The sequence below is a fragment of the Pseudideonella sakaiensis genome (assembly GCF_048320135.1).
In the GTDB taxonomy this organism is placed as follows: Bacteria; Pseudomonadota; Gammaproteobacteria; order Burkholderiales; family Burkholderiaceae_C; genus Ideonella_A; species Ideonella_A sakaiensis_A.
On record NZ_CP182947.1, the window covers coordinates 3,941,096 to 3,963,473 of the forward strand.

At 65.6% G+C, this 22,378-nt stretch carries 16 protein-coding genes and 3 pseudogenes; 10 read left to right on the forward strand and 9 right to left on the reverse strand.

Going from position 1 to position 22,378, the window contains the following annotated elements; translation table 11 throughout:
* Positions 1-104 precede the first annotated feature (104 nt).
* The 4 genes from ACNH6H_RS18035 (at position 105) to ACNH6H_RS18050 (ending at position 7,345) form a co-directional block, all read left to right on the forward strand.
* On the forward strand, positions 105-704 hold the full coding sequence (locus tag ACNH6H_RS18035) for an RNA polymerase sigma factor (protein WP_418319619.1): 600 nt from the start codon (positions 105-107) through the stop codon (positions 702-704).
* Positions 680-1,747, forward strand: coding sequence for a FecR family protein (locus tag ACNH6H_RS18040; RefSeq protein WP_418319620.1), 1,068 nt, complete (start codon positions 680-682; stop codon positions 1,745-1,747). The genes ACNH6H_RS18035 and ACNH6H_RS18040 overlap by 25 nt, the downstream gene beginning before the upstream one ends.
* A 76-nt stretch (positions 1,748-1,823) precedes the next feature.
* Positions 1,824-4,811 carry a TonB-dependent receptor domain-containing protein gene (locus ACNH6H_RS18045; RefSeq protein WP_418319621.1) on the forward strand — a complete coding sequence of 996 codons (2,988 nt, stop codon included), beginning with the start codon at positions 1,824-1,826 and terminating at the stop codon, positions 4,809-4,811.
* Between the two features lie 107 nt (positions 4,812-4,918).
* Positions 4,919-7,345 (forward strand): hypothetical protein, encoded by a 2,427-nt coding sequence (locus ACNH6H_RS18050; RefSeq protein ID WP_418319622.1) that lies wholly within the window; start codon positions 4,919-4,921, stop codon positions 7,343-7,345.
* A gap of 410 nt (positions 7,346-7,755) precedes the next feature.
* Here the strand turns inward: ACNH6H_RS18050 and ACNH6H_RS18055 are convergent, their stop codons facing one another.
* Positions 7,756-7,875, reverse strand: coding sequence for a rubrivinodin family lasso peptide (locus ACNH6H_RS18055; protein WP_418319624.1), 120 nt, complete (start codon positions 7,873-7,875; stop codon positions 7,756-7,758).
* Positions 7,876-8,206: 331 nt separating this feature from the next.
* Between ACNH6H_RS18055 and ACNH6H_RS18060 the strand changes: the two genes are divergently transcribed.
* Entirely contained in the window at positions 8,207-8,521 is a 315-nt protein-coding gene (locus tag ACNH6H_RS18060) for a hypothetical protein (protein ID WP_418319625.1), read from the forward strand.
* A 187-nt stretch (positions 8,522-8,708) separates the two neighbouring features.
* Here the strand turns inward: ACNH6H_RS18060 and ACNH6H_RS18065 are convergent, their stop codons facing one another.
* The 4 genes from ACNH6H_RS18065 to ACNH6H_RS18080 form a co-directional block, all read right to left on the reverse strand.
* Entirely contained in the window at positions 8,709-10,595 is a 1,887-nt protein-coding gene (locus ACNH6H_RS18065; RefSeq protein ID WP_418319626.1) for an ATP-binding cassette domain-containing protein, read from the reverse strand.
* The gene (locus ACNH6H_RS18070; protein ID WP_418319628.1) at positions 10,592-12,433 is read right to left on the reverse strand and encodes an asparagine synthase-related protein; all 1,842 of its coding nucleotides are present in this window, start codon (positions 12,431-12,433) and stop codon (positions 10,592-10,594) included. The genes ACNH6H_RS18065 and ACNH6H_RS18070 overlap by 4 nt, the downstream gene beginning before the upstream one ends.
* 15 nt (positions 12,434-12,448) lie before the next feature.
* Positions 12,449-13,156 carry a lasso peptide biosynthesis B2 protein gene (locus ACNH6H_RS18075; protein ID WP_418319630.1) on the reverse strand — a complete coding sequence of 236 codons (708 nt, stop codon included), beginning with the start codon at positions 13,154-13,156 and terminating at the stop codon, positions 12,449-12,451.
* Between the two features lie 100 nt (positions 13,157-13,256).
* Positions 13,257-13,376 (reverse strand): rubrivinodin family lasso peptide, encoded by a 120-nt coding sequence (locus ACNH6H_RS18080; RefSeq protein ID WP_418319631.1) that lies wholly within the window; start codon positions 13,374-13,376, stop codon positions 13,257-13,259.
* A 331-nt stretch (positions 13,377-13,707) separates the two neighbouring features.
* Here ACNH6H_RS18080 and ACNH6H_RS18085 point away from each other — a divergent pair, with 331 nt between their 5' ends.
* From ACNH6H_RS18085 to ACNH6H_RS18100, 4 genes and pseudogenes are all read left to right on the forward strand, one after another.
* Positions 13,708-14,688 (forward strand): hypothetical protein, encoded by a 981-nt coding sequence (locus tag ACNH6H_RS18085; protein WP_418319633.1) that lies wholly within the window; start codon positions 13,708-13,710, stop codon positions 14,686-14,688.
* Between the two features lie 342 nt (positions 14,689-15,030).
* Positions 15,031-16,050, forward strand: coding sequence for a hypothetical protein (locus tag ACNH6H_RS18090; protein WP_418319635.1), 1,020 nt, complete (start codon positions 15,031-15,033; stop codon positions 16,048-16,050).
* Positions 16,051-16,283: 233 nt separating this feature from the next.
* The gene (locus ACNH6H_RS18095; protein ID WP_418319637.1) at positions 16,284-17,282 is read left to right on the forward strand and encodes a site-specific integrase; all 999 of its coding nucleotides are present in this window, start codon (positions 16,284-16,286) and stop codon (positions 17,280-17,282) included.
* 250 nt (positions 17,283-17,532) lie between these two features.
* Positions 17,533-17,661 (forward strand): annotated as a pseudogene (locus tag ACNH6H_RS18100) (conjugal transfer protein TraG); the annotation flags it as partial.
* A 45-nt stretch (positions 17,662-17,706) separates the two neighbouring features.
* Here the strand turns inward: ACNH6H_RS18100 and ACNH6H_RS18105 are convergent.
* Both ACNH6H_RS18105 and ACNH6H_RS18110 read right to left on the reverse strand, forming a co-directional pair.
* Positions 17,707-18,171: a type II toxin-antitoxin system YhaV family toxin gene (locus ACNH6H_RS18105; RefSeq protein WP_418319639.1), complete on the reverse strand. Its 465-nt coding sequence runs from the start codon at positions 18,169-18,171 to the stop codon at positions 17,707-17,709.
* Positions 18,171-18,488 (reverse strand): type II toxin-antitoxin system PrlF family antitoxin, encoded by a 318-nt coding sequence (locus tag ACNH6H_RS18110; protein ID WP_418319641.1) that lies wholly within the window; start codon positions 18,486-18,488, stop codon positions 18,171-18,173. Before ACNH6H_RS18110 ends, ACNH6H_RS18105 begins: the two co-directional genes overlap by 1 nt.
* Before the next feature lie 336 nt (positions 18,489-18,824).
* On the opposite strand from ACNH6H_RS18110, the pseudogene ACNH6H_RS18115 reads away from it, so the two are divergent.
* Positions 18,825-19,433 (forward strand): annotated as a pseudogene (locus ACNH6H_RS18115) (aminoglycoside phosphotransferase family protein); the annotation flags it as partial.
* Positions 19,434-19,686: 253 nt separating this feature from the next.
* On the opposite strand, the gene istB reads toward ACNH6H_RS18115, so the two are convergent.
* Positions 19,687-20,433: an IS21-like element helper ATPase IstB gene (gene istB, locus ACNH6H_RS18120; protein WP_418319643.1), complete on the reverse strand. Its 747-nt coding sequence runs from the start codon at positions 20,431-20,433 to the stop codon at positions 19,687-19,689.
* Between the two features lie 32 nt (positions 20,434-20,465).
* Positions 20,466-22,003 (reverse strand): annotated as a pseudogene (gene istA, locus ACNH6H_RS18125) (IS21 family transposase).
* Positions 22,004-22,378 lie beyond the last annotated feature (375 nt).

Consider the following 22,378-nt stretch of genomic DNA (forward strand, 5'->3'; position numbering starts at 1 on the left):
CCGGTGACGGCCTGGCCGAGCCCCCCTAGATGCGGTGCTCAACGACATTGAGCGGTTGCGCAGCACGGCAACGTGCTCCATGCTACGGCCCGGGACGAGAGCGGATGGGCCTCTCCTTTGCTGGACGCGGCACGCTGTTCCTCGCTCCCGATCGGTTGGGCTGGCGCGCTGGCGCGCGCCGCCTGTCGTTCGACGTGCACCGGAGGGCGTTGTCACCGATGGCCAGCAAGCTGCCACCAGCGTACGTCAAGCTGTTGCGTTGGCTGATGAGGCGCGGCGACAGCAAGCCCGATGCCGAAGACCGCCTGCACGACGCATGGATTCGTCTGGCGGAGTACGCGCAGAATCACCATGTCGAACAACCTGAAGCCTTCTTGCGGAAGGTTTCACTGCACCTGTTGATTGATGCCAGGCGGGAGCGCTCCGCCCGTGGCGAGGAAGTCGAGTTGGACGAGGAAATCGTAGCCAGTGCTGCGCCCAGCGTCGAACAGACGTTGATCGACCGCGAACAGGCGACGGAGGTCGCCGGCGTGCTCCTGGATCAGGACGACAAGACCTGGGAGATCGTGCTCGACAGCAGGATGTATGGCATGACCTACTCGGAGATCGCGCTCAAGCACGGTGTGAGCATCAGCACCGTGGAGCGAAGGGTTGCAAAGGCCACGCTGCTGATCTCGGAATGGAAGAAGCGGCGCAAGCCATGACGATCGCGCCTCCACCGCAGGGTCCGGTCGAAGGGCCCGTCGACATCCCCCGCGAGATCATGGCCGAAGCCGCGGTGTGGGTGGCACGGCTGCACGGACCGAGCCGAAGTCGCCGGATGGAGCTTGACTGTCTGGCATGGCAGGCGACGTCACCGGCCCACAGCCAGGCCTTCGAGGTCTGTACCGACAGCTGGGAAATGGTGGGCGGCATCACGGTGCGTGACGTCTATGCGGCGGCGTCCGCGAAGCAGAAGTTGCAGCATCGCCGGATGCGCCGTTCCAGGTTGACCGGTTGGTGGGCCGCGGGCCTGACCACGGCCTGCCTGCTCGGCGGCGGCGTGCTCGGGGTACTGCATTGGCTCGACCGTGGTGTCTACGATACCGAAGTCGGCGAGCAGCGCTCGATCGTGCTGGAAGACGGCACACGCGTTTCGCTCAACACGTCTACCCGGGTCCGGGTGGACATCCAGCCTGGCAGCCGGCGCGTCGAGGTGGAGGCGGGCGAGGCCCTGTTCGAAGTCGCCAGGGATCCGACCCGGACCTTCGTCGTGCATGCGGCTGGCAGCGACGTGGTGGCCTTGGGGACGTCGTTCGTCGTCCGTCTGGCCGGAGGCACGCGACCGGATTCCGTGGCCGTCACGCTCCTCTCGGGTCGTGTCTCCGTGCAGCCTGCGAAGGACAGCCCCGTTCAGTTCGAAGCGGTCGCAATGGCGCCGGGCGATCGTGTCCGCATCAGCCAGACGTCGACGCCCAAGTCGGGAAGCGCGCCGAAGGTCGATCGACCGCCGGTCGATCAGGCGACCGCCTGGAAGCGCAGCGAGATCGTGTTCGAGGGCGCAACCCTGGACGAGGCCGTGCGCGAGATGAACCGCTACAACCGATCCTCCATCGTGCTGCTGGGTGGTCCCGCGGTGGAAGGACGCAGGGTCAGCGGCACGTTCAAGACCACCGACATGCGGGGCTTCGCCTATTCGGTCGCCGAGCTGCACGGACTGATGCTGAAGCAGCGCAAGGGGGGTTGGGAACTGGGCCCGGCCAGGTAAGTGCAAACCCGACTTGGGCAATCGTCGAGTGTCGACGTCATCTCGTTGTCATCCAGCCAACGAGAGGAAGAGCGAGATGCCCCGCATCACAAAACCCGTCTGCAGGCACGGATCCGCAGCCATCCGTGTGGTCACCTCGCTGAGTCTGCTCACGGCACATGCCCTTGTCTGGAGCGCCGATCCGGTCGCGCCCCGCCGGTACGCGTTTGCGCAGCCTGCACAGCAGTTGGTTGTTGCCCTGCGGTCCATCGAACGGCAGACCGGTACCTCGGTGGCGTTCGATCCGACGGTCGTTCATGGCCGGATGGCGCCGGCCCTCTCCGGTCAGATGTCCGTGGACCAGGCAGTGACCCGTGCGGTCGACGGCTCCGGACTGGTGGTTGTCACGGTGCCCGGCGGGGGCATCGTGGTCCGGACTTCGGAGGCAAGCAGCGTCGCGGGGCAGGGCGGTGACGCTGGAGAACAACCGGCTTCGTCGACGGGGCCGACTGCCCCGTCGCGAAGCGAAGCTGATGTTTCGGCTGACGCGCCGTCCCGGCAGGCTCCGCAGAAATTGGGACGCGTCGAGGTCACTGGTTCGCGCTTGAAGCGCATCGACGTCGAGGGTCCCATGCCGGTCACCGTCTACCGGAAGGAAGACATCGAAAACAGCGGTCAGCCTTCGATCGCGAAGTTCCTGGGCACGCTCAACGAGGTGTCGATGGGCTCAGGGGAGGGCACGCACAGCGGAACCGCTGGACTAGGGACCGTGCAGTTGCGCGGATTGCCGCTGGGCTCGACGGCGGTGCTGCTCAACGGCCGCAAACTGCAGGCCGTCGGGTCCTCTTTCGCGAGCTACTTCAACCTGAACCTCATCCCGATTGGCGCGATCGAGCGCATCGAGGTGGTGCCCGTGGGGTCGTCGGCGATCTACGGCGGCGATGCGTTGGCCGGCGTGGTCAACATCATCCTGAAGAACTCGCTCGACGGCTTCTCGCTCGACACGCGCCTGGGCGGCGGCAGCGGCTTCGGCGATGGCAGCGTGTCGTTCGCGGCCGGCAAGCACGGCGACGCCGGGTCCGTGATGCTGCTGGGGTCCTACAGCAAGGCCACGCCGCTCAACATGTCGGAGCGCGCCTTCTTCCTCGATACCGACTATCGGCGTTTCGGCGGGGTTGATGCACGCACCATGAACTGCGCGCCGGGAACGGTCAGCAGTGCGACCTCGGCCAACCTTCCAGGGCTGAACGCGACGACGGCCGGAATTCCGGCCAATGCTGCCGGTGGGCAGCCGTTGACGATCGCGAGTTTCGCCGGGACGGCGGGACAACCGAACCGCTGCAGCGACGCGATGAACGGCAATGGCAATGCGCTGGTCCATGGCAGCGAGACCCTGGGTCTGCATGCGGCTGCGGAGCACCGGATCGGCAAGGCGTGGACGGCGTTCGGGGAGTTCACCGCCGCCGAAGACCGGGTCGAAACGAACTTTGCCGGCATGAAGCTGAACAACGTCCTGGTCCCGGCCGGCAACCCCTACAACCCGTTCGGGGTGCCGGTGCGGGTTACCTCCACACTGGGGCTCGAGAACGGCAGCACCGGCGCGGCGCGGCCGACCCGCTACACGCGGATGCTCGGGGGCGTGAAGGGTGAGCTTCCCGGTGACTGGGATCTGGAAGCCACGGTGTCGAGTTCGCGTGACAAGAGCGAGCAGCGCAGCCGGAACCTCAGCGTCAACGCGGCGGCGCGCACCGCCGCCCTCGCATCGACCAATGCGGCGACGGCGCTCAACCCGTTCACCGGCGGCAGGGCTGCGAGCGACGAGGTGTTGCGATCCATCTGGGGAGACCTTGTCCGCCAGTCCGAAGGCCGCAAGGATCTGCTGACGACGTTCGTCCGCGGACCCGTGGCCAGCCTGCCGGCCGGATCGCTCGACGCGGTCATTGGTGCGGAGATGGCTCGTGACCACTACGAATCCCAGACCCTTGGCAGCCCGCGCATCGAGGGAAGCCGTTCGTCGCGGGCCGTGTACGCAGAGATGCGTGCACCCTTGCTTCGGCGGGTTGCCGCGGGGGGGCGCAGCGGCGAGCTGGCTGCCCTGACCGTCGCGGCGCGGTCGGATCACTACGCCCAGGTCGGCAGTGCCGGCACCTACCAGGCCGGCCTCGAAGTGCGCCCCACGAATGCCTGGCTTGTGCGCGCCTCCGCCGCCACGTCGTTCAAGCCGCCCACCCTGGACAATGCCCTGGTGCCGGAAGCGGCGCTTCCTGCCCAGGCGTATGGCTTGGTCGATCCGGCAAGGAACAACGAAACGATCAGCACGGGCGAGGTGGTCCGGACAACGAACCCATCGCTTCAGCCCGAACGCGGCAAGGCCTTTGCGCTGGGGGTGAACTGGGAGCCGCAGAACGGCATCCGTTTCGGTGCAACGGCCTGGCGCATCCGGGCGGACCGCATGATCACCTTGCTGCTGCCCCAGGTCATCCTGGCCAACGAGGCGCAGCTTCCAGGCGTGGTCGTGCGCGAGCCGACGGTGAATGGCGTGCCGGGGCGATTGGTCAGGCTCACCTTCGCCGAGTCCAACCTGGGCTACCTCGAGTCGAGTGGTGTGGACCTGGAGGGCCATCACAGCTGGCGGTCCCCGGTCGGCACCTGGACGCTGGGTGCCAGCGCCACGCGGGTCACTCAATACGACGTCAAGTTGACCCCAACTTCGGCGGTCGACAGTCGACTCGGGCGCAGGCACCTGGACTACTGGGCTCCCAAGTGGAAGGGCCGGGTGTTCGGAAGTTTCGCGGCTCAGGGCTGGAGCCTGGGGATCGCCGGCCGATACGTCGGGTCCTACAAGGACGCCGGCACCAGCCAGCGCAAGCTGGGCAACTCGATGATCTTCGATCTGTCCGGACGAATCGACCTGAAGAAGCTCGGGGCATCGCTGGGGTCGGCGACATCGGCGGCGCTGTCATTCGGCGTGGTCAACATCGCGAACCGGCTGCCCGAGTTCGCGGAGGCCTCGCCCTACTTCGATCAGACTCAGGCCGATTGGCGCGGCCGCACCGCCAGCGTTCGCCTGTCCGTGGACTGGTAGCCCAGCGCCTGCCAGATCCGCTCCGCCGCCATGGCGGGACCGTCGCCACTGCACGTGGCCCTGCTCAACGATCGGCCGAACGCGGCCGCAAATTCTGGAACCTCCTTATGCATTCGACATGGTTCGACGCGCGCGCCTGCGCACGACTGGCCTCACTGCTGATCCCGGTGATCCTCCTCATGATGTCGCCGCCAGGCGGCTCGCGGGCCGAATCGACGCCGCCCGCCGGTGTCGGGCCGAGCGTGCAGGAGGTCGTCGAGTTCACGAAGCTGGTGCCGCAAGGGATCTCGCCCTATACCGAGACCCAGCTCAACCTGGCTCCCAACCGCCTGCGCGCATTCGTCGTGACCCGAAAGGCCTCGGTCGAGCGCGGCAGCAATGTCTACGAGATCCTTCTGCTGGATGTGGCCCCGGATCACCTGGCGCTCGATCGGCCTGCGGCGCCGAGGAGCCTGCTGAAGTTCGAAACGACCAACGACAACAACCGCTCGGTTCCGTACCTGCAGAGCGCCCGATGGCTCGATGACGACACCCTGGCATTCCGGGCTCGCCTGGCGGAGTCGCCGTTTCAGGTCTACACGCTTGATGTGAACACCCTCAAGCTCACCCAGCGGACCTTCGAACCTCACGGCGTGGTGTCGTTCGGGATTGCGGCCGACCAGAGCCGGTTGGTCTACGCGATTCAGGTGCCGAATCCGCCGATGGCGCCGGGCGAGCGCAGCCTGGTCGTCGAGAACCGCTCGTTCTTCAGCGTCAACTTCGGCCAGACCAACCTGCCGTCGCAGCGGCATCAGTACCAGTACGCCGTCATCGACGCGGGCGCGGCCGGTCCCGGCAGGCGCCTCGGCGGGGTGGTTGCGGGAATCGCTGCACCGTTCATGCCGAACATCAGCGTGTCACCCGATGGACGATGGGCATTGATCCCGCGCTACGAAGAAAGCCGGCATCTGGAATGGGCGGCGGCATACCCGCTGATGGGAGAAACCGCCCAGAAGGTCGGGCCGGCCCTGAACATCGACCCGAAGGGCTATTTCGTGCGCCCGAGGCAGTGGCTGGCGCGACGCAACGTGGCCTACCGGCTCAGTGATGCGACCGAGCGGCTGGTGGTCGATGCGCCGGACGACGCAACGCCTGCTGACCCCTCCCGGGTGGACACCTTGTGGCAAGGCGGCGGCACGTCGGTGATCGTCGCCGGAACTCACCTCCCTCCGTTACCCGGGACTGCCTCGCCCGTGAGCACGGCCGCCCATGTCATCGAGTACTGGCCCGATAGCGGGCGATACGCCGACATTGCGGCGCTCGATGGCCGGCTGGAGATGCTGCGTCCGTCGGCCGACGGCAAGGGCTTCGCGGTGCAGATGGAAGGCGGAAAGCGCCTGAGCTTCGTGCGCGATCGGACGGGCGGATGGACCCGGGCCGCTTCACCTGAATCGGCGAAGCCCGACAGCGACCAGGAAGGCCACCTGGCATCGGCGGGCTGGAAGCTGCGCGTCGAGCAGGCGCTCAACCAGCCGCCGGACGTCGTGGCCGTCGGCCCCGGGGGGCGCCGGGTCCGGCTGACCACGTTGAATCCCCACTACGCACCGTCGACCTGGGGAACGATGCGCGCCTACTCTTGGCAAGACGCGAGTGGCAAGCGCTACAGCGGCGGCTTGATGGTTCCGGCCAACTACGAGCCCACCCGCCGTTACCCGATGGTGCTGCAGACCTACGGGTTCGACCCCTCGCATTTCTATCTGGACGGTTCCAACTTGGTGGATGGCGGATGGAGCAGTGGCTACGCCGGCAGGGCGTTCCTGCGCCAGGGCATCCTCGTGCTCGCCTTGCCGCACTTGCTGCGAGAGCCTGACGAGCCCCGGAGCCTGCCGATGCGTCACGACAAGGCGGCGGCCATGGCCCGATCGGCCATCGATGCACTGGTCGCCGCGGGCATCGCCGATCCGCAGCGGATTGGCATCATCGGCTGGAGTGTCTGGGGAGAGCATGTACAGAACATGCTGACGTTCTACGACCTGCCGGTCCGCGCCGCCAGCATCCTGGACGGCGACTCGAACAGCCTGTGGGCGCTGATCGTGACCACCGGACACAGCGACTACGTCTACCGCCGATTCGAGGCGACCAACGCCGGGATGCCGTACGGCGATGGCCTCGCGAACTGGGTGGCCCGCGATCCCTCATTGCACACCGACTGCATTCGTGCAGCGGTGCGCATCGAGAACTACGGACCGTCTTCCAAGATCCACTGGGACACCTACGGTCTGCTGCGTCGCCAGCAGAAGGCGGTGGAGAAGGTTGTATTCCCGGGTGGCGCGCATGCGCTCGGGCATCCATACGACCGGATGATTTCTCTGCAGGGGAACGTGGACTGGTACGCCTTCTGGCTGAGGGGCGAGGAGCGGTCGCAGGTAATCCTGCGCTCCGAGACGGCGCAGAGCCTGCGCCGGCAGTATGTCCGCTGGCGCGAGATGGCAGAACTGAAGCGACTGGATGACGCCAAGGCGCGGTGCAGCGCGACGCCACCGCGGCGCGGCTAAAGGCCTGGGCGGGCAGAAACTTCAATGCTCGGAGAACGTCGGCGACTCAGCTGGCCTGAAGCTGTGCGCAGCTTTTGCGGGCTCCTCGGACGCTGCAACAGGGCGTGATGGCGACGTCACTGGGGCTTCGGGTGTGGCTTTTTTGCGATCGCAGGCCCTTCAAACTGCCTGCATCGTCGCCATCCGCCGCAGATTCAGCGCCATGCAGAAGGGTCTATTCGGCTTGCACCCAGTGCAGGCTGCGCGTGCTGAAGTGACGGAACCCCGCCACGTTCTTGTTCTGGGACGTCAGCTCTGCTTGCATGGTGTGCGCCGCCAAATTCCGGCGGAAGGCAACCTCCGGTCCGTTGCCAGAGGTTGCTCAGTGCTGGGCCGAGGGGCGACTGCAGCCCCTCAGGCATGCCGACTGCTTATTCGTAGGACCGTGGCATCGCGTCGATCAGTTCCTCGTTGAAGCCCAGCAGGAAGCCCTTTGTCACTTCCTTCGCGTCGCCCAGATCGACGATGATGTCTTCTTCCAGTTGGTCCATGATGTTCTCCAGTTGATTGCAGGACTGCCCTCGGCACCACGCCTGGGGCACAGACACGGTAGGCCTGTGGTTGCACCGGCGCAATGCATCGCGGCGATGCCGTTTTATGTTCGGTTGGACGCAGCCTGAACAGACCCTGCTGGGTCGTGATCATTTCCACCCATGCGGCATTGGCTCGACGGCGCTGCATTCGTTCGGTTGGTTTCCCGAGTGGATCAGTCAACCAATCGCACGTGCCACCGAACGTGTTCGATCGTGCTTCTGATGGTGTGAGGTGGGCGTGTGCCCTGATCCGTCAATCGCGGTAGTCAGTGGCACCTGCGGGAGGGGTATGAGCGATTGCCTGACCTGGCACCTGTGTTGGCAGGCCGCTTATGGACACAGCTTCCTGGCACAGCCGGCGCTTTCGGCGTGGATCCGCGAGCGACTGCTCGATGCGCATCGGCGACGGGATGGCGTGCTCATCGACTTCGTCCTGCTTCCCTGCGAGATCCACACGCTTTCCCGGCTCACGGCTGCCACCGGACACGAGGGGCCTCCGAATGAGATCGGCTCGATCGTTTCGCGGCGAGTGCGCCGCGACGGCCCGATCCTGGGACCGACGCTGCGTGGCGGATACCTCTCGCACTGGATCGAGTCCGGGTAAGTCCACGCACCGACATCCGCATGCTTCTTCTTTCCTGCATACAAGCGCTGCCTGTGCCAGAAATGCGGGCTTGACCAGCTTCACGCGGAGTATGGATAGCGCCCGTTCGTATGATCTTGGCGGACCCTCACGAAACTCGAAGGCCAAACTACGCCTCCATCACGCCCTGTTGCCTCCCGCCAACTGCTCACGCCTTCAGGCCTGCTGAGTCGCCGACATTCGTCGAACTTCGAAGTGTCTGCCGCCCAGACTCCTGGGCAAGCTTTGGTGGCGCATTCTGGATCGCCCATACCCGGGCATAGTGGCCATTGGCGGCCAGCAACTCGCCATGCCGTCCGCGTTCGACGACGACACCGCGGTCGAGCACGATGATCTCGTCGGCATGCGCCACCGTCGACAGGCGATGGGCCACGATGACGGTCGTGCAACCGTCCGAGGCTTGCCTGATGTTGCGCATCACGGTCTCCTCGGTCGCGCTGTCAAGCATGGAGGTGGCCTCGTCGAACAGCAACAAACGCGACCCCCTCAGCACGGCACGGGCAATCGCCACCCGCTGGCGCTCGCCGCCCGACAACCTCAGGCCACGTTCTCCGACGAGGGTGTCGCTGCCCTCTGGCAGGGACTCAATCAGCTCGCCCAGCCCCGCCAGGGTTGCAGCGTGCAGGATGTCCCCTGGCGGCGCGTCCGCCACCCCGAGCGCGATGTTCGCGGCGATCGTGTCGTGCAGGAGCAAGGTGTCCTGCGGGACGAAGGCGATCATCCCCCGAAGCTGGTCGGGCGCCAGGGTGTCGATCGGCGTGCCGTCAAGCAGGATGTGCCCCGCTTGAGGCTCGTGCAGGCGAAGGATGAGCCGGATCAGGCTGGATTTGCCGGATCCACTGGCCCCCACGATGGCCAGCGTTCGGCCAGGCCCGATGTCGAAGTCGATGGCTTCGAGCACCTTGCGGTCAGACTGGTGGGCGAATGTCAGTCCTCGGGCCCTGAGTGAAGGAGCCTGCTTGCCGCCCGGCGCGCTGTTGGCGAGCGGCATGGGGTCGGTGGCCACAGATGCCGGGCAGAGGCGCTCGTTCCACTGCCGCGGCCCTTCGGGCGGGGTTTGCAGAATCTTCAGGATCGGTCTGATCCACTCGGCCGCCTGTACGAGATCGCGAACGCCCGCCCCCAGGGCCTCCAGGGGTCGAATGATCTGCAGGATGTAGACATTCGCCAGGACGAAGCCGCCGAGGGTGAGGGTACCGGCGGCGACAGCCTGCCCCGAAAGGAACAGGCAGGCCGCCACCGCCATCCCGAAAACGAGGGCGGTGGAAACGCCCATTCGTGCACGTTGACGATGGAGCATCGACCACAGGCTTCTCTCCGCCACGGTTGCATCCGCCAGCTGCCGGCTGGCGAGGCCGGCGGCGTTGTTGCACTTGATCGCCTCGACGTTGCAGAGGTAATCGGCCAGCACGCCGTGGGTGCGCACGGTGGCCTGTACGACAGCGCCCGAGCGCCTGCTCAGAAGGGACGCCTCGTGCGCGAACAAGCCGACATAGACCAGCGAACTCAGCAGGATGCAGCCGACCAGCGCCGGTTGGGTGAGCTGACCCAGGATGACGATGATGAAGGCGATTTCGATCAGGACCGGCAGGATGGCGCCCACGGTGGCCATCATCAGCATGCGCGTTCCGACGGTGGCCTGATTGATGGTCTGCATCAGGGAGCCCGAGCGCTGCTGAAGATGGAATGCCAACGGCAGCCGCATCAGGTGTGCAAAGCAACGCAGGCGAACGCCAGCGGACAGTTTCTGCTCGATCGCGCCCGTCAGCCATGGCCTGATCTCGGCCAGGATGCGTGAGGCGGTGAGCGCGAGCGCATACAGCGCGCCAGCGACGAGGGCCGCAGCGAGGTCGCTGCGAAGGCCGGGTGTGGCCAGCGCGTCAATCAGGTGCTTCAGTGCCAGCGGCGCGGCAGCCGAGAGCGCACTCGCCGCGGTGATCGCGAGTGTGGTGGCCGCCAGTCTCCAACAGGTCGGGCGATCCGCTTCCTGGCAGAGCAAGCGGATGCCGTCCATGACGGTCGTGATCAGCGTCATTCGATGACGGCTTCGTGTTTCGCGGGACGACTCGTCGGTTGCGACCAGCAGCGCAACCAGGCCTCCACACTGATCAGTGCGTTGACTTCTCCGAACGGCGTTGCCAGTGCCTTCGGCCCGTTGGACAGCGCTTCGAGTGTGCGTTTGCGATCGACCAGGCCGAGCCGCACCAGTTCACCGTCCGCGAGCAGACTGCGGGCGAAGTCCAGGTTCTCGACCAGGATGTCCTTGACCGACTGGCCCGTCGAGCCCTTGGTGCGTCGACTTGCGATCTCTGGCGGAAGCACTGCTGAGAAGGCGCTGCGTGCAAGCGCTCGTCCGCGACCGCCTTCGGTCAGCACATAGGTGGGGATCTTCAGCGCCAGCTCCAGCAGGGGCTGGGAAAGCAGTGGACGAACGGGCTCGGGCGCGGTCTCGAAGGCGAGCGGCTCGTAGTAGTCGACCGGATACATCAGTTGCTGCAACTGCTGCAGCTTGCCTATCGGCAGACGGGTGGGGCTATGGAAGGCCGGATGCTGAAACGCGGCTGACCGGTCCGGGAAGGCCATCGCATCCGGCGCCAGGAGCGTATGGCCGAGGCCAGGCTCCACGATGGCGCGCGTCGGCCTCAGGCGTTCCCGCATGGCCATGGCCAAGGCATACCAGACGGAGACGCTGCCGAGCTGGGCAGCGTCCAGGGTTGCGGCGGGGAAGCCACGGTCCATGCCGCGGATCCGCAAGTAGTCGGCGGCCGGCCACCACCGGTGGAGCTCGAAGAAGAGCAGGTCTCCGCCCACCCCACTGTACATGGCCGATGCGCCGAATTCCGCGGCCACGGCGGCGTCGATCCGGGTCATGCTCAGCGCGCCGACATGCGACCGGGGTGCCGGTGTCCGGGGGAGGTGCAGCAGCCTCTCGAGCCGGATGCCGACCTCTGCCTTGACCTCTCTCAGCGGACGCTGTGCCATCCGTGCCGCCAGTCTCGCGTAGCGGCGTTCGTCCGCGCCAGGATCGGTCGAGTGGTAGTTGAGGCACAGGACGTCGACTTCGGTGTCGCGCTCGGCGAGACAGCTGGCCAGGATGGAGGAGTCCACGCCGCCGGACAGGCGCAGCACGATCCTGTCGTACGCCGTCGCCCATTGCCGGACACAGCGCTGGACGGTGTCGCGCAGGGCGTCCGCTGCTTCTGCGCCTCGCAGCGTCGAGGCAGATGCCGCGAAGTCGATGGCGCTCCACAGCGGCTGCCGGCAGACCGTGTTTCGCCGGATGTCCAGCCGCTCGCCGGGGAGCACCTGCCCGACGTCGCTCAGCGCGGTTCTGCCGCCGGACAGGGCGCCGAGCAGCAGGAATGCCCGAACGCCTTCCACATCGGGCTTTGGTTGATGGGGCGTGGGAAGCAGCTCCATCACGTCTTCCATCCAGGAGAAGATGATCCAGACCCCTTCATGCTGGAGGAAATGGCAGGGGAGTGTGCCGCTGGGATCGCGAAGCACGCTCACGACACCATCGGGGCCGCCTCTCCATATCGCGACATAGCGCCCCCAGTAGCGATCGATCAAAGGCATGCCTTGCCGGCGGAGAATCTCGACAGCCTCGTTGCCACTGATTTCGAGGGTGCGGGGAATCTGCAGCGACCCGCTGCGTCGAAACAGCTTCCCGACGATCAGGCCCTCGTCCTTGTGCAGGTGATAGGTCTCGTTGGTTCCGGGCTTGTCACCGACCACGAACACTTGAAGACCTGGCTGACGGAGCACGCAGCGCCAACCGGATCTGGACTGGACGGCGCGGCCGAGGTGCTGAGCCCTCAGGGTCCTTGACGTGTCGAGAGCGTCCCACGCCAGACAGAGGTAGCGGAACATGACGCTTGCCGCCCGTCAGACGATCAGGATCGGACGGTACTGGCGTACCCGGTCGCAGTAGTCGTTCAGCACTGTGGCATCGGATTGAAGCCACGAGTGGGCAGCGAACGGGCGGGTCTTGACGCCGATGACCCAGGTGGCGGCGATCTGCCAGTGGGCCAGGAAGCGAAGCAGCGCCAGGGAATCGAGGAGACATTGGTCCTTGCTCGTGAACACCAGGGGCCGCAACCTCAAATAGGTCGCCGAAAGCCGATCGACATCCATCAAAGAACCGTGAGCGGCGCACTGGCGGCGTCGCGAGGAGATGATGCTGGTGGCGATGGCCGCGAGGTTGCGATGGCGCAGCCACAGGGCTGCAGCGGTTGTCGAGGAAACCAGTCGGACCGCACCGATCACGCCGCCACCTTGCCGGGTGTTCGAATCGACGTCGACATTGCGCTTGGGCTCGGGGAGGTTCCTCGGTGGCCGGACGGGAACGTGGCCGGCGACCAGAATGCCTTGCTGCTGGAGCGTGCGGGCAATGCGCCAGCTGTCGATGGTCTTCGAGGACTTCGGCGAGCCGCAGGGCGGCCAGCCGCCGATTTCGAAGGACAGGGCGGCGTTTTCCGGAACGGCCATGTAGCGGTTTCGAAGCAGATCCAGCAGGATGACTTGCCCATCCAGGGCGCAGGCCTCGACGTGCGGCGCAAGCCACAGCCCTTGGGATATCGGTTCTGCTTGCATGGTGCGGGCCGGCAACTGCAGTTGGAAGCAACCTCCGACCCATTGCCGGAGGTTGCCCGTGCGGGACCGAGGGGCGATTGCAGCCCCTCGGGGTGGTGGCTCAGTCGTAGAGCCGTGGCAGCGCGTCGATCAGCTCCTCGTTGACGGCCAGCTGCACGCCCTTGGTCACTTCCTTCGCGTCGCCCAGATCGACAACGATGTCTTCTTCCTGTTGGTCCATGATGATCTCCAGTTGATTGCGGGATTGCCCTCGGCACCATGCCTCGGGCACAGCCACGGTAGGCCGGTGCTTGCACGTGCGCAATGAGTCGCGGCGATGCCGTTTTATGTTCGGTTGGACGCAGCCTGAACAGCCCCTGCTGGGCGTTGATAATTTCCGCCCATGCGGCCTCGACTCGACGGCGCTGCATTCGTTCGGTTGGTTTCCTGAGTGGATTAGTCAACCAATCGCAAGCGCTGCCGAACGTGTTCGATCGTGCTTATGACCGCGTGAGGTGGCCGCCCGTCCTGATCCGTCAATGGCGTTAGTCGGTGGCACCTGGGGGAGGGGTATGAGCGATCGCCTGACCTGGCACCTGTGTTGGCAGGCCGCTTATGGTCACAGCTTCCTGGCACAGCCGGCGCTTTCGTCGTGGATCCGCGAGCGACTGCTCGATGCGCATCGGCGACGGGATCGCGTCCTCATCGACTTCATCCTGCTTCCGTGTGAGATCCACACGCTTTCCCGGCTCACTGCGGTCGACGGACCTGAGGGGCTGTCGCGCGAGATCGGCTCGATCGTCGCGCGGCGCATGCGCCGCGACGGCCCGATCCTGGGGCCGGCGCTTCGTGGCAGATACCTCGCCCACTGGGTCGAATCTGAGGAAGACCTGCGCATCGACATGCGCATGTTCGCGTGGCGGCCGGTGCTGTCGGGACACTGCCGTGCGCCATCGCACCACGTCCATGGCGCCCTTCGCGTCGCGCTCGGCATCAGCGGTCCGCTGGGCTTCGACGCACGCCCGTTGCTTGAGGTGTTCGGGTCGCCGGTCTCCCATGCGCGGGAGTCGCTGAGGAAGTGGGTGGCCCGCCGGCCGACGCCGCAGCAGATGGATCACTGGGAACTCACCCGCGGACTGTCCTCGGCGGACGCCTGCATGGTGCGTCTTGCGGCCCGTGCCCGTGGCATCCAGGGCGATGCGGCCGCCAGGCTCATTGCAGAGAGCGGCGGCGGGATTCAAGGTGCCCTGTCACTGCTGGAGTCCTGGGCCAAGGGGCGGCTCGGTGAGGAGGTAGGGGGGTCCGTCCTCAGGCCGGGTCCCGTCAGACGAACGGGCGTCCGGATGCGCGCCCTGGTGGCCTGTCTGGCGGTGGATCATCAACTTTGTGCTGCAGCGGTGGTGGCACGCCACTTTGGTCGCGCGAAGTCGACGCTCAGCGAACAGATGGTTGCCTGCCGCGCGCGGCCGCACGAAGCACTGCTGCTGGAGACGCCGGTGCAGCAGATCGTCGCCGAGGTGCTCGGCAGCGCGGCGCGGCGCGACCTGCGCTGACGGGGTCGTCTTCAAAAGCTGGCCGGATCTCTTGGAATGATCTCCTCGTCGCATTGGCGCAGCGTGTGACTCCGCGCGGAGATGCTGCTCACATTCCTGTGATGCTCTTCGAATGCCCGGCGCAGTGCGCGCCGCCCGCGATTTGACGATGAAGCCGCTGAACGCTCCGGCCTCGCGCATTCCGAATCGATTTCCGATGCTTATTCGCGAAGGCCTTTGCAAGGCGTCCGCTGGCGCTTCGGGCGAGGACCGAACGAAAGCGAGCGTCGTCCGGGTCGGGTGAGGTGCTTTGCAGGGCTCTTCCGTCTTAGCGGACAGACGCCACTCGTATGAGGATGACCCATGGATGATTCCGCGTTCTGGCACATGTGCTGGCAGGCTGCCGGCGCTCACGATTTCGTCGCGGACAGGGCGCTCGCCCTGCGCATTCGGCAGCAGATCGTGGCGGCCCATCACGAGCCGGGACGCACGCTGATCACCTTTCTGCTCGCTCCGGCAGAAATCCATATCCTGGCAAGGTTGCCATCCGGCGAAGGTCCGTGGACCCTGGTGCGGCCGTTCAGCGTGGTGATCTCCCGTTGGTTGCGCCAGCGCGACCCGGCTGGCGGGCCTGTTTTTGCGAGCCGGGTTGCGGCGCACACCTTCACCTGCGACACGGAAGTGCGCACGCAGATTCGCATGATTGCCTGGCGTCCGGTGCTTTGCCAGCTTTGTCGATCGCCGATGCATGCGCTTCACTCCTCGCTGCGTGTGGCGCTCGGGATCGTGGCCGGTGAAGGCTACGACTGTCGCCCGCTGCTGGGCCTGTACGGCGGCACGGTGCCACAGTCGCGAGCGGCACTGCGCAGGTCGCTCAAGCGGCGTCCCAGCGCGCGGGAGGTCGGCCGATGGGAACTGGTGAGCCGGCTGGCGCCGTTGAAACGGGGCCCTGGGGAACGCGCCACCAAGTTGCGCGGTGTGGGCAGCGAAGCGGCCGCGCAGTTGGTGGCCGCCGGCGGAGACGGGCTGCCGGGCGCGCTGCAGATCCTTGAACGGTGGGTTCTGACGCAACTCGGACTTCATGAGGAAGGCGACATCCGCGGCGGGCATGGGACCGACAGCGCACGGGTCCGTGCGCTGGTGGCGTGTCTGGCGGTCCACCACCGGCTGTGCTCCGCGTCCGCCGTGGCGCGATATTTCGGCCGATCCAAGGCGACGCTGTGTGAACAGATGATCGCGACAAAGCGATGCGTCGAGGACCGCAGGATCATCGGCACCGCCATTCAGGAGATCGTGGGCGAGGTGGAGGCTGCGGGTGACGGTGTCATTACGGCGGCCGCGTTTTCGAGGCCCAACACCATGACCTGCATGGTGGGGACATGAAGGGAGGGGAGGCCATGTGATGTCCCGGCCGATTCATGAATGTGGGCGGGCATCGGTGGTCCGTCGGCGGTCTGGTGAAGCGCATCAGGCGATGTGAGCGTCGGCGCTGGCCAGCTCTGCGCCAGGCGCACCGCCATTGCTGAGCCGATGCACATGGGTTGTCCTGCGGGGCAGGGGCATCGACCAGCAGGTCGATCCTGGAACCGCCAGGCTTTGTGTCCGAATGGAATGAGATGGGCAATACGACGGAATTCAGCGCCCCAGGCGCCCCACTCGCGACCTCGGTTGGAGGAGGAGCGGGCGTGGGGAGTTTGCCGACGTTCGACGAGCACTCGCACGGTCAATCCGTGGCGATGCTGCTGGCCGTGATCGAAGGCCGATCCTATGAGGCTGTGGCGGCCGACTTCGGGTTCGCTCGCAGCACCGTGGAGCGCAGAGTCAAGCGGATTGCACAGCGACTCGCCAGCAAAATCAGTGTGTCAGGGGAGCACCGCAGCCTCATGTCGGCGAAGCGAATCCGTCGGGAGGGGATTGCCGTGGCGCAGGCGCTGCAGGCGTTCGATCCGCAGCAAGCCGAGGAGGACGGTCCGCCTCAGGTGATCCCCGAAGCCGACATGGTGCGAGCTGCGCTTCGCATTCGCCACCGCAGCGTGTGCGGGCGGCGGGATGTGGCCATGTTCTACATCCTGTTTGCCACCGGGGCGAGGCCGCTGGAAGTCGCTCGACTCGAGGTGGCGGACTACCTGCAGGCCGATGGGTCGGTGCGCAAGGCGTCGACGTTCAGGTCTGAAGTCACGATCAATGGTCGGCCACGACCGCTGTACTTCGCCAGCGGAAAATTGACCACGGCGATCGACGAATACCTGTGCGAACGGGCCTCGATGGGCTGGGGCGTGGGAACGGGTTTGGAATACCGTGGTCTGGATCCTCGGAGTCGATTGTTCCTGTCGAACACGGGTCAGCCATTCGAAATCGTCTCCTACGGACAGGTTGGACAGCGACGGTTTCTGTGCAAGGCCATCCTGGAGACCTACCGGAAGATCTTTCGGAACTCGGAACTCCAGGGAGCCAGTCCATTGGCAGTGCGGCGGACCTTGGTGGACCAGTTGTACGACCGTCGTGCGGACGACGAACAGGTGGCCCTGCTTCTCGGGATGGATCGTCGAACCGTCAGGGATCTGTTCCCCCGGCGCAAGCCGACGATCGTCGAACTGGTCGAGGAGTTGATCTGAAGACGGGAGGACGGGCGCGAAGATGCCTGCGGGAACGCACTGGCGGCGCGAGCAAGGGTGAAGGGTCATCCTCACAGTCGACCAAGGTTGGGTGACACCATGCTGACCAGGAATCCATTCGACTACCCCTGATCCTGACCCAGTCCGTCGAACATGTCGTTGTCGATGCGCACGTTGAGTGTGGATCGTTGCGAGATTCGAGAGGGATTTGCAAGGCAATCGTCGCGCGGCCCGGGTTGGGTTTGCCGACCTCCAGATGGCACTGATCGACTGCATCCCGCTGGTGCGGGTCTTCGGCACCGACGAGCTAAATGCTCTGGTCGCGGTGAGCTGGGTGCTCTTCGCACCGTTCGTCGTGGACTTCTGGTGCCGGCTCGCCCCTGTGCAACATCGAATCGCGCTGAAACCGAAGGCAAGTGGCTCGTCAGCCCTTGTCTTTGTCCTGCCAATCGGCGCTGCTCGCTGCCACCAGCCCCGCCCAATCGTCCGGCGGGTTGCCCCGTCCCAGCATCTTCTCGAACACGGCATAGGGGTCGGACTTGCTGCCCGCCGATCGCAAGGTCTGCTCGTCGTTGACCCAGGCATACACGATGACCTTCGCCTTCGAGTCGTACCGGAAGAACAGCCGATACCGCCGACCGACCTTCGCCCGCCGCCAGTGGCGGTACGCCGGCCCCATGGTGTTGCCCTGCCGGTATTCGTCACGCGCGGGATCGCCCGGCACCACGTCCTGTATCAACTGGACCAAGGCCCGGAAGAACTTGACGTTGGCGTTGGATGCGAAGCCGTCCGGGTCGTTCTCCTGCGCGCGCAGCACCGCCGCGCGCAGCTTCATCAACTGATCGATCAGGTTGTCGTGAAACAGCAGCGTCCAGCCCTGCTGCTGCATCAGATTTCCACGTCCTCATCGAAGTCGTCGCCCAGTGCAACCTTGTGGCCTGCATGCGCGAGCATCGTGCGAACCAGATCTTCCGGCAGATCGCGAATGTTTCGACCAGCCTCGATGTCACAAGCCAGAAGGGCCAGGAATGCGCCAATCGCGGGGTCTTCATGCTCGACATCGGCACGGGTCACGACGACCTCGCCGCCGCGCAGGTCGAATGCCACCTTGCCGCCGGTGTCCACGCCCAGGACCTGCCGGATGGACTTGGGCAGCGTGATCTGCCCCTTGGAGGTCAGCGTCGCGACTTCGTGGATTTCGGGCATGGTGGCATTCCTGTTAACGATGCCTGCATAGTAAGGAAACTTCCTTACTCTGTCAATGTGAGGGCGCATCGGGATCCGACGACCGGCCGGGATACCGCTTATCCTGCCCCAGTCCGCGGAACATATCGTTGTTGATGCGCACGTTCAGCGCGAAGAACCACACGCCCACTCACTCATGGCGCACTCTATCCAGATTGACGAGTCCCTGGTTCGAGCACTTGTAGGCGTGGGCCGAGTTGCCAATACATGCTGTCGCGGAGTCCGGGTGGGACAACCGCAGCTTCCGCCTCGGCAGCGAGATGGTGATCCGCCTGCCGCGCAAAAGCGTACGAGCAGCAGATTTGCCGTGAGCACCGATGGTTGCCATACCTTCGGTCTCACGTCCTGCTTCCGATTCCCGAGCCGCTCGCCCTTGGCCGACCAGGACACGGCTATCCGCTGGCTTGGTCCGTCTATCGCTGGCTTGAAGGCACCACTGCAGCCAGCACGCCGCCGCTCGAACCCGCTCTGTTCGCGGAGGACCTGGCACTTTTCCTGAATGCGTTTCGCGCGATCGCTGCGGAGGAGGGTCCCGAGCCAGGACCAGACAACTTTCACCGCGGCGCGGCGCTTGACGTCTACGACAGGCAACTGCGCGAGGCCGTCCGTGTTTTGGGCAAGCAGCTCGACGGCCCTGCCGCGTTGGCGGCGTGGGAAGCCGCTCTTGCCGCTCCGTGGAGTGATCCGCCGGTGTGGGTGCACGGCGACATCGCTCCGGGAAACCTGCTCGTCAACAACGGCAAGCTCGCTGCGGGCATCGACTTTGGGCAGCTCTGCGTTGGCGATCCGGCGTGTGACCTGGCCATCGCCTGGACCTGCTTCCGGGGGCAGCACCGCCATACCTTCCGCGAGCACTTGGCGCTTGACTGCGTATTTCAGCGATCGCGGACGGCTGTTTCAGGCTGATCGTGGACGGCAGATCGGCGCCGTTTGGATGAGCTGGTGAAGCGCGCAAGCACTGGGTCTGAATGTAGCTCAATCGTCCACGATCAGCCTGAAACGGGCACCGGCAGAGTCGTTTGAGTGGGCGGTTTCGGGTTGATTTGATTTTCGATTTCGAGGCCCCTGCCAGGCCGCCGGAGGCGCCCCCCGAGCGGGCATGTACCCATGTTCGCTCCCATGCGCGATCCGGATCGTGGATGTGGTTCGTGGCGGCGCTTCATGACTGCGCCGCGCCGTCGTTGTCGCGCAGCGATCGGGTGCCCTTGAGCTCGATCTTGTGGCTTGAATGGACGACCCGGTCGAGGATGGCATCGGCCAGCGTTGGGTCGTTGAGGTAGGTGTGCCAGGCCTTGATCGGCAACTGGCTGGTGATCAGCGTCGAACGCGTGCCGATGCGGTCGTCGAGCAGTTCCAGCAGATCGTTGCGCTCGGGTGCACCCATCGGGGAGATCGCGAAATCGTCGATGACCAGCAGGTCGAGCCTGGCCAGCTGTATCAGCCGCCGTGCGAAGCTGCCGTCGCCGTGCGCGACCTGCAGTTCGTCGAACAGCCGGGCCGCGCGAACGTAGAGCACCGAGAAGCCGCTGCGCGCGGCCTGATGTGCCAAGGCACACGCCAACCAGGTCTTGCCACTGCCCGTGGCGCCGGTGATCAGCAGATTGCGCGCATTGCGCAGCCAGTCGCCACCGGCCAGCGCGGCAATCAGCCCACGATCCAGCGACCGACTGGCCCGCCAGTTGATGTCCTCGATGCACGCCGAGCTGACCTTGAGCCGGGCCGCCTTGAGCAGCCGGGCGACGCGCCGGTCGTCGCGCCAGGCGATCTCGCGCTGCACCAGCAGCGTCAGCCGCTCGTCGAAGCCGAGCGCCGCTGCCGCCGTGGTGGTGGCCTGCTCCTCGATGGCGTGGACCATGCCGTCCAGGCGCAGGCTGCGCAATTGGTCCAGGGTGTGTTCGTTCAACATGGGTGGTCTTCCTTCTTCGATGGTGGGGGATGTCAGTGGTAGTAATCGGGACCGCGCACGTTCTCGTGTTCGATGGCGGGGTTGTCGGCAGCGGGGAACAGCGAGGGCTGGCGATCGAGCCCGCACTTGAGGATGTTGGTGACGCTGCGCAGGTGCGGTGCGCGGATCGCCATCGCGCGCGTGCAGGCGGCCTCCAGCCGCTCGGCCGAATACCGGCGCACCAGCGCCAGCAGGCCCAGGCAGGCGCGGTAGCCCTGCTCGGGATGCGGCCGGCGTTCGATCTGCCAGGTCACCACCGCGGCGGTGCTGACGCCAATGCGTTCACCCCAGGCGATCAGCTTGGTTGGCGACCACTCCCGGTGCGCGCGGTGCGACGCCGGCATGTGCTCGGCCACGGTGGTGAAGCCGCCGCGAACGGCGCTTACAGCGTGGCAGGCAACGCGCCGATTCGATGCGAAGCACTCCAGCAGGCTGCCGGTAACGCGCACGTCGAGCCTGGCGCCCACCAGCCGGTGCGGCACGCTGTAGTAGTGGGCATCGAACTCGACGTGGTAGTCGATGTTGACCTTGGCCGCCTTCCAGCGGCCGATCGCGTAGCGGGTGGGCGGCAGGGTTGCAGCGCCGGGACGTCCAGCGCCTCGAAGGCGCTGCGCCGACAGCCGGGCAGCTTCTTGAAGGCTCGCTGGTTCAGATCGACGAGCAGCTCGGCTATTGCCCCGTTGAGCTCACCCAGGCTGAAGAACCGGCGGTTGCGCAGACGGGCCAGAATCCAGCGCTGCACCAGCAGCACCGAGCCCTCGACCTTCGGCTTGTCGCGCGGGTGCGCCGGGCGCGCAGCCAATACCGCGCAGCCGTAATGTTGAGCAAATTCCTCGTACGTCCGGTTCGGTTCGGGGTCGTAGCGGTCGGGGGTCTTGATCAACGCGCGGGTTTGATCAGGCACGATCAGGCGCGGCACGCCGCCGATGAATTCGAGTGCCAGGACCTGCGCGCCGATCCAGTCGGCCATGGTCTGGCGCGCCGTGGCGCAGGCGAAGGTGTAGTTCGACGCGCCCAGCGTGGCCACGAAGATCTGCGCCTGGGTGATCTCGCCGGTGGCGGCGTCAATGATCGGCACCGTGCTGCCGGCGTAGTCGACAAACAGCTTCTCGCCGGCGATGTGGATCTGGCGCATCGAGCGTTGCTGGCGGCGCGCGAACTCGCGGTACTTGATGCAGAAGCTCGTGTACTTGTAGGCCAGCGGGTTGTCCCGGGTGTACTCCTCCCACAGCAACATCAAGGTGACGCCGGCGCGCTTGAGTTCCTGGTGGACGAGCGCGAAATCCGGCGCCAGGTGGTAGCTCGATCGCGGCACCGGTGGTCGAAACAGCCGAGCCTCCAGCGCCTCGTCGTCCAAGGTCTGGACGCATTCCCAATCAACGCCGGCCGCGCGGGCCAGCGAAACGTATTTGCCCACCCCGCTCTTGGAGATCTTCAGCGCGCCGGCAACCTCGCTGTAGCTCAACTTGGCCTGCAGGTGCAGGCGCAACGTCTCTCGGATTCGTCGCATCGTGATTCTGTTGGTTGGCATCGACTCGTCCGCAAAAAGCGGTGAGCTTGACGCCGGGTCAGAAAATCACTTGCGCGCTACCCCCATCGTCCACGATCACGCTGAAACAGCGTCCACGATCAGTCTGAAACGCCGTCCACGATCACGCTGAAATGCCGTCCACGTTCAGCCTGAAATGCCGTCCACGATGGGCTGAAATACGCACTTGACCCGGCGACCTGGCAGCGTGGTCGCGCATAGGCCCTCTGGAAAGCGGCGTCGTCTGCGCTGGTCTTGTGCAAACGAACGCGGTCGAAACAGCGTCCTGCCGGAACACACTGTCCGAGATCCGCCATGAACTCGCGCAAAACGAGGGCTAGAGGAATATCGGCTCTGTCGGGGTCGACCACCACAAGA